Below are 6,067 nucleotides of genomic sequence, written 5' to 3'. Positions count from 1 at the left end.
CCGCCCCGCCGCACCGCCGCACCGCCGCACCGCCGCACCGCCGCGTCTGTGCCGGTCTGCCGGCAGCACAGCGCACGCCGCACGCCGCACCGCGCCCGTTCTCTGGGAGGCAGCCAGTGACGAACAGCCCGACCCCCTCCGGTTCCGGCCACGAGGGCCGCCCCGCCCCCGAGGGCGACGGTGGCCGCCGGGACGGCCACCCCGAGCACGCCCCGGCCGTCCCGGTGGCGGGCAGCGGCGAATCCGCGCGGTTACCGGGGGAGTGGCGGGCGTCGCGCCGGCACACCAATCCGGGTCCGGCAGCCGCCACCCGTCGGGACGGCACCAACGGTCCGGCAGCCGCCACCGACCGGGTAACCGGCAGCGGCACCGGCACCGGCACGGACGAGATCCTCAGCCCACTCGCGGACGGAGCCGAGCTCCCCCCGGACCCTCGCGAGGATCACACCGATGGCACGAAAAGCCCGAAAAGCCCGGGCCGCACGGTTCACTCGGTCCGATCCCGCGACCCCGGCGGCCAGGTCCTCGATGACCACTCCGGGCACTCTGTCGGCACCGGTCCCGGCCCCGGCACCCCGGCGCGGGCCACCGCCCCGCTCCGCCCGGGCGACGGTCCGGCCCGCCCCCGTACCGGTGTGTGGCTGATCGGGGCGCGGGGGTCCGTCGCCACCACGACCGTCGCCGGCGCCGCCGCGCTCGCCGCCGGGCTGCATCCGCCGACCGGCATGGTGACCGAGACCCCGCCCTTCGCCGGCAGCGGCCTCCCGCCGCTCGACGGGCTCCTCTTCGGAGGGCACGACACCGCCGGCTGCCCGCTCCCGAAGCGGGCCGAGGCGCTCGCCGAGGGCGGTGTGCTGCCGCACGGTCTGCCCGCCGCCGTCCGCGCCGAACTCGCCGCCGCGGACGCGGCGATCCGCCCCGGCGGCCCGCAGCCCGGGGACACCCGCAGCGACGAGGAGCTGATCACGGATTTCGCGGCCGACATCGGCGCGTTCATCGAGGACCACGGCCTCGCCCGCGCGGTCGTCGTCAACGTCGCCTCCACCGAACCCGCGCCCGGCCCCGGCGACGACCGGCTGCCGCCCAGCTCCCTCTACGCCGCCGCCGCGCTCCGCGCCGGCTGCCCGTACGTCAACTTCACGCCGTCCACGGGCCTGCACCACCCGGCCCTGGCCGGGCCCGCGGCCGCGTCCGGGCTGCCGTACGCGGGCCGGGACGGCAAGACGGGGCAGACCCTGCTCCGTTCCGTCCTGGCGCCGATGTTCCTGCAGCGCGCCCTGACCGTACGGGCCTGGTCCGGCAGCAACCTGCTCGGCGGCGGTGACGGCGCGGCCCTCGCCGACCCGGCGGCCGCGGCCGCGAAGAACGCGGGCAAGGAGCGGGTCCTCGCCGACACGCTCGGCACGGTGCCCGAGGGCGAGGTGCACATCGACGACGTACCGGCGCTCGGCGACTGGAAGACCGCCTGGGACCACATCGCCTTCGACGGCTTCCTCGGCACCCGGATGGTCCTCCAGACCATCTGGCAGGGCTGCGACTCGGCGCTGGCCGCCCCGCTCGTCCTCGACCTGGCCCGGCTGGCGGCCGCCGCGCACGCGGCCGGGATGTCCGGCCCGGTGCCGGGCCTCGGCTTCTACTTCAAGGACCCGGACGGGGGCCCGTCCGGCCTCTCCGAACAATGGCGGGACCTGCTGTCCCTCGCCGAGCGGCTGGGGGCGGACGCATGACCGGACCCGGCGGCTTCCCCGGACACGCCAACGGCCGCCCCCCGGCGGGCCGCACGCCGCACATGACCGGACTGCGGGGCCCCGGGACCGAGTCCGGACCCGGCCGGAACAGCGCCCCCGGGCCCGAGTCGCCCGCCGGCCCGGAGCCGGAGCCCGCCCCCGAACCCCGGCCGGGGCCGGACGCCGGTGCCGCGGGACACGACCTGGACACGACCGGCCCGGCCCCGGCCGCAGGAGGCTCGGACACCGGCGGCCGGGACAGCCCCGGCGGGACGTCCCGGCCCCACACCCCGGACAACACCCCGGACCAACGCGGCGACGAAACCGCGGAACGGCCGCTCGCCCGGGGCGCCGCGACCACTCCACCGGATTCCCGGGCCGCTGCCCGGGAGGAGGACGAGCCTGGAACCGACGGCCGTCCGGATTCGCCGGCACCCGGCAGCCGTATGGACGGCGAGCCCGACGCCGATGGAGAGGGCCCGGGCCCGGGCTCGTCCGTGAACGGCCGTGGCGGTCCACACCCGGCTCATGAGGGCGGTGAGGTCTCCGGTGAGGACCGCCGCGCCGAGCGGGGTTCGCCGGGTGGCGGCCCGCCCGGGGGCGGACCCGTCCCGGCCGGTCCGGCTCCCGGCCCCCGCGCCGGTGGTGAGTGCGGAGCCGGGGCCGTGGGCGGCGCTGCCGCGCAGGGTGCCGGCAGGTGCGGTGTCACGGAAACGCGGTCCGCTCCGGCCGGGGCGCGGGAGAAGGCTCCGCCGGGGCACGCCTCCGACCCGGACGGAAACCGGGGCCGGGGCTGGGGCCGGGGCCGGGCCTGGGCCGAACTGCTGCGTGTCCCGGCGGTGTTGAGCGTGCCCGGGGACGCCCTGGCGGGCGCGGCGGCCGCGGGGCACCGCGCGAACCGCGGCACGGCGCTCGCGGTCTGCGCCTCGCTCTGCCTCTACGAGGCGGGCATGGCCCTCAACGACTGGGCCGACCAAGCCCTCGACGCGGAGGAACGCCCGCACCGCCCGCTGCCGTCCGGCCGGATCGCCCCGGGAGCCGCGCTCGGCACGGCGGCCGGGCTGACGGCGGCCGGTCTGGGCCTCGCCGCGACGGCGGGCCGCCCGGCGCTGGCCACCGCCACCGCCCTCGCGGGCACCGTCTGGGCCTACGACCTGTGGCTGAAGAACACCCCGGCGGGACCGGCCGCCATGGCGGCCGCCCGGGGCCTGGACCTGCTCCTCGGGACCACGGCGACGGCCACGGCGGCCGCCCGGCCCGACGCCGCCGCCCCGCACCCGCCCCGCATACCGCCGCCCCCCGGCGGCACCGGGGCCGGCGCCCCGCGCCCGTCCCGCGTACGGCTGCTTCCCGCGCGCCCCCGGACCGGGAGGCCGGGCCCGGGGAGGGCGGGCCCGGGAAGGGCGGGAACGCGGAGGGCGGGAACGCGGAGGGCGGGAACGGGGACGGGGAACGGCACCGCGGGGGAGGTGCGCCGGGCGCTGCCCTCCGCCGCGCTGCTCGCCGCGCACACCTGCGCCGTCACCCTCGTCTCCCGGCGCGAGACGACGGGCGGCTCGACGGTGCTGCCGCTCGCCGCACTCGCCGCCGTAGGCGGTATCGCCCGCGCCCTCGGTGGCAACCCGGCCGCGGACGGGACGCTTCCCGCGGAGCCGTCCCGCCGCGGGGATGCCCGGGGCTTCCGCCCCGGTCCGTCCCGTTCGCGTCGTCCGGCCACGCCGCCTCGGCACCGCCGGACCCCGTCCGTTCCCCGTCGCCCGGCCCCGCCACTCCCGCGCCGCCGGAGCGCGGTCCGTCCCGGGCCGGCCGCTCCCGGGCAGCCGGCCGGTGCCGTCCTCGCCGCCGTGTACGGCGCCACGGCCGCGCGCCCGCTCCTCCACGCCGCGCTGAACCCGTCCCCGCACTTCTACCAGCGTGCCGTGGGCGGCGGCATCCGCGCCATGCTCCCGCTCCAGGCGTCCCTCACGGCCCGCGCGGGGCGGAGCGGAACCGCCGCCGCCCTGCTCGCTCTGGCCCCCCTGGCGCGCCGGCTGTCCCGGAAGGTGAGCCCCACGTGACCCCCACCCCCGACCCGGCAGCAGCACATCCCGGGCCCGGCCGAGCCGGTGAAGCGGCCGAGACCCCCGGCACGGGGTCCGGCCGGGCCGGCGGAGCCGTTCGGGTTCACCCGGTGGCCGGTGCCGCCGGCTGGGGCCGGTCCGCTGAGGGCCTCCAAGCCGCCGGAGCCGCCGGCCGCGGTGGAACGGCCGGAGCTTCCGGGGCCACCGGGGGAGGTGACGCTGCCGAAGACCGCCGAACCGGCGGGGTGAGCAGCGGGGCCGCCGCGGACACGGGGGCCACCCCGGCAGACGGGGACGACGGGCACGACGGAGCCGGCCCGGCCCGCCCGGCCACCGGGGCCGCCGGGGTGTCCGGGCCCGCCGGGGTGTCCGGGCCCGCCGGGGTGTCCGGGCCCGCCGGGGTGTCCGGGGCCGCCGCGGTGCCCGAGCCCGCCGGGGCGCGGGACACGGGTCCCACGGCGGAAGGCGCCCCGCGCTTCGCCTACGGAACCAACGGCCTCACCGATCTGCGCCTCGACGACGCCCTCGGCCTCCTCGCCGACCTCGGCTACCAGGGCGTCGGACTGACGCTCGACCACATGCACCTCGACCCCCTCGCGCCCGACCTGGCCGCCCGCACCCGCCGGGTGGCCCGCCGCCTCGACCGGCTCGGCCTGTCCGTCACCGTCGAGACGGGCGCCCGCTACGTCCTCGACCCGCGCCGCAAGCACCATCCCACCCTCCTCGACCCGGACCCCGAGGCGCGGGGAGCCAGGATCGCCCTGCTCCTCAAGGCCGTCCGGGTCGGCGCGGACCTCGGGGCGCATGCCGTGCACTGCTTCAGCGGCGTCGTCCCGCCCGGGGTGTCCGAGAACATGGCATGGCAGCGGCTCGCCGAGTCCATGGCCCCGGTCGTGGACGCCGCCGCGGCCGCCGGAACGCCACTCGCCGTCGAGCCCGAACCCGGCCACCTCCTCCGCGACATCGCCGGCTTCCACCGGCTGCGCACGGCACTCGGCGCCCCGGACGCCCTCGGCATCACCCTGGACATCGGCCACTGCCAATGCCTCGAACCCGAACCGCCCGCCGACTGCGTACGGGCGGTGGCGCCGTGGCTGCGGCACGTCCAGATCGAGGACATGCGGCGCGGGGTGCACGAGCATCTGCCGTTCGGGGAGGGCGAGATCGACGTCCCGCCGGTGCTCGCCGCACTGCGCGCGGCGGAGTACGGGGGCCTGGTCGGCGTCGAGCTGCCCCGCGACTCCCACCGCGGCCCCGAACTGGCGTGCAGCTCCTACGACTTCCTCGTCCGGGCGGACGCCGAGGCCCGCACCCGCCACGCGGACCTGACGGCCCCCGGCTCCGCCCGTGCGGCACAGGCCGTCGGCCCCGCCCGCCGTGCCCCGCACCCGGCCGGACGCATCCCCGGGCGGCATGCGGGACCGCGTTCGCTTCCCGGCATCCCCTCCCGGCTCTCCGGCTCCGCGACAGGAGGAAGACGCTGATGCAACCCGGCTCCGTCCCGGGCCGTCCCACGGCGGCCGAAAGAGCAACCGAAGCCGCACCCGAGGCCGCACCCGAGGCCGCACCCGAGGCCGCACCCGAGGCCGGGACCGAGGCCGCACCCGAGGCCGGTGCCGAGGCCGGGACCGGGACCGGCGCCGAGGCCGGCACCGGGACCGGCGCCGAAGCCGGGACCGGGACCGGGACCGGGACCGGCAACCCTGGTGCCGCCGCCGCGCTCGTCATCAACTCCGGTGATGACGCACCCGGTTCCGCCGGCCCGGGCACCGCCGCCGACGCCGGGGACGCCCACGCCGCATCCGGCGCCCCGGAGCCCGCGAGCCCCGGATCAGCCGGCGCCGATTCCGCCGGATCCGCCGAACCCGGCCTCGCCGAGCTGGGTGAGCGTCTTCGCACCCGCCTGTCCGTCCAGGCACGGGAATGGCTGGACGCGGCTGTCGCGACGGCGGAGGCGGCGGCGGAAGCCGCGGCCGCCGGACGGGCCCCCGCACAGCCGGAGCCGGGCCCCGGGGCCGGCGAGGCCCAGACGCCAGCGGCCCGGACCCGGCTCCCGGCCTGGGAAGTCCGGTTCGCCGCCTCCGGACGCCACATCGGCCGCGACCCCGGCGCCCGTCCTCGCCCCGGACCGGCCCCGGCGTCCGGCCCGGGCGAACGCACCGGCTCCGCCGACCGCACAGACTTCGGTATCCGCCCCGGCCCCGATACCCGGCCAGGCCCGGCCGCCCCCGAGCCGCCCGCCGCAGACCCGGGCGCGGAAACCCCACGCACGCTGCCCAC

At 79.5% G+C, this 6,067-nt stretch carries 3 protein-coding genes and 1 pseudogene; all 4 read left to right on the top strand.

Annotated features, from left to right (window positions below):
• Window positions 1-635: 635 nt before the first annotated feature.
• Window positions 636-1,727, top strand: a complete 1,092-nt coding sequence (locus KBZ10_RS21725; protein ID WP_210989420.1) for an inositol-3-phosphate synthase — start codon at window positions 636-638, stop codon at window positions 1,725-1,727.
• Window positions 1,728-2,566: 839 nt separating this feature from the next.
• A complete protein-coding gene (locus KBZ10_RS21720; protein ID WP_374223397.1) occupies window positions 2,567-3,784 on the top strand; it encodes a UbiA family prenyltransferase in 1,218 nt (405 codons plus the stop codon).
• Between the two features lie 422 nt (window positions 3,785-4,206).
• The gene (locus KBZ10_RS21715) at window positions 4,207-5,271 is read left to right on the top strand and encodes a sugar phosphate isomerase/epimerase family protein (protein WP_307847544.1); all 1,065 of its coding nucleotides are present in this window, start codon (window positions 4,207-4,209) and stop codon (window positions 5,269-5,271) included.
• A pseudogene (locus tag KBZ10_RS21710) lies at window positions 5,271-6,067 on the top strand (hypothetical protein); the annotation flags it as partial. The gene KBZ10_RS21715 and the pseudogene KBZ10_RS21710, both read left to right, overlap by 1 nt.

Origin of the sequence: Streptomyces sp. F63, from assembly GCF_018070345.1 — a bacterium.
In the GTDB taxonomy this organism is placed as follows: Bacteria; Actinomycetota; Actinomycetes; order Streptomycetales; family Streptomycetaceae; genus Streptomyces.
Note: the sequence above shows the minus strand (reverse complement) of the source record. Positions and strands in the feature narration are given on the sequence as shown.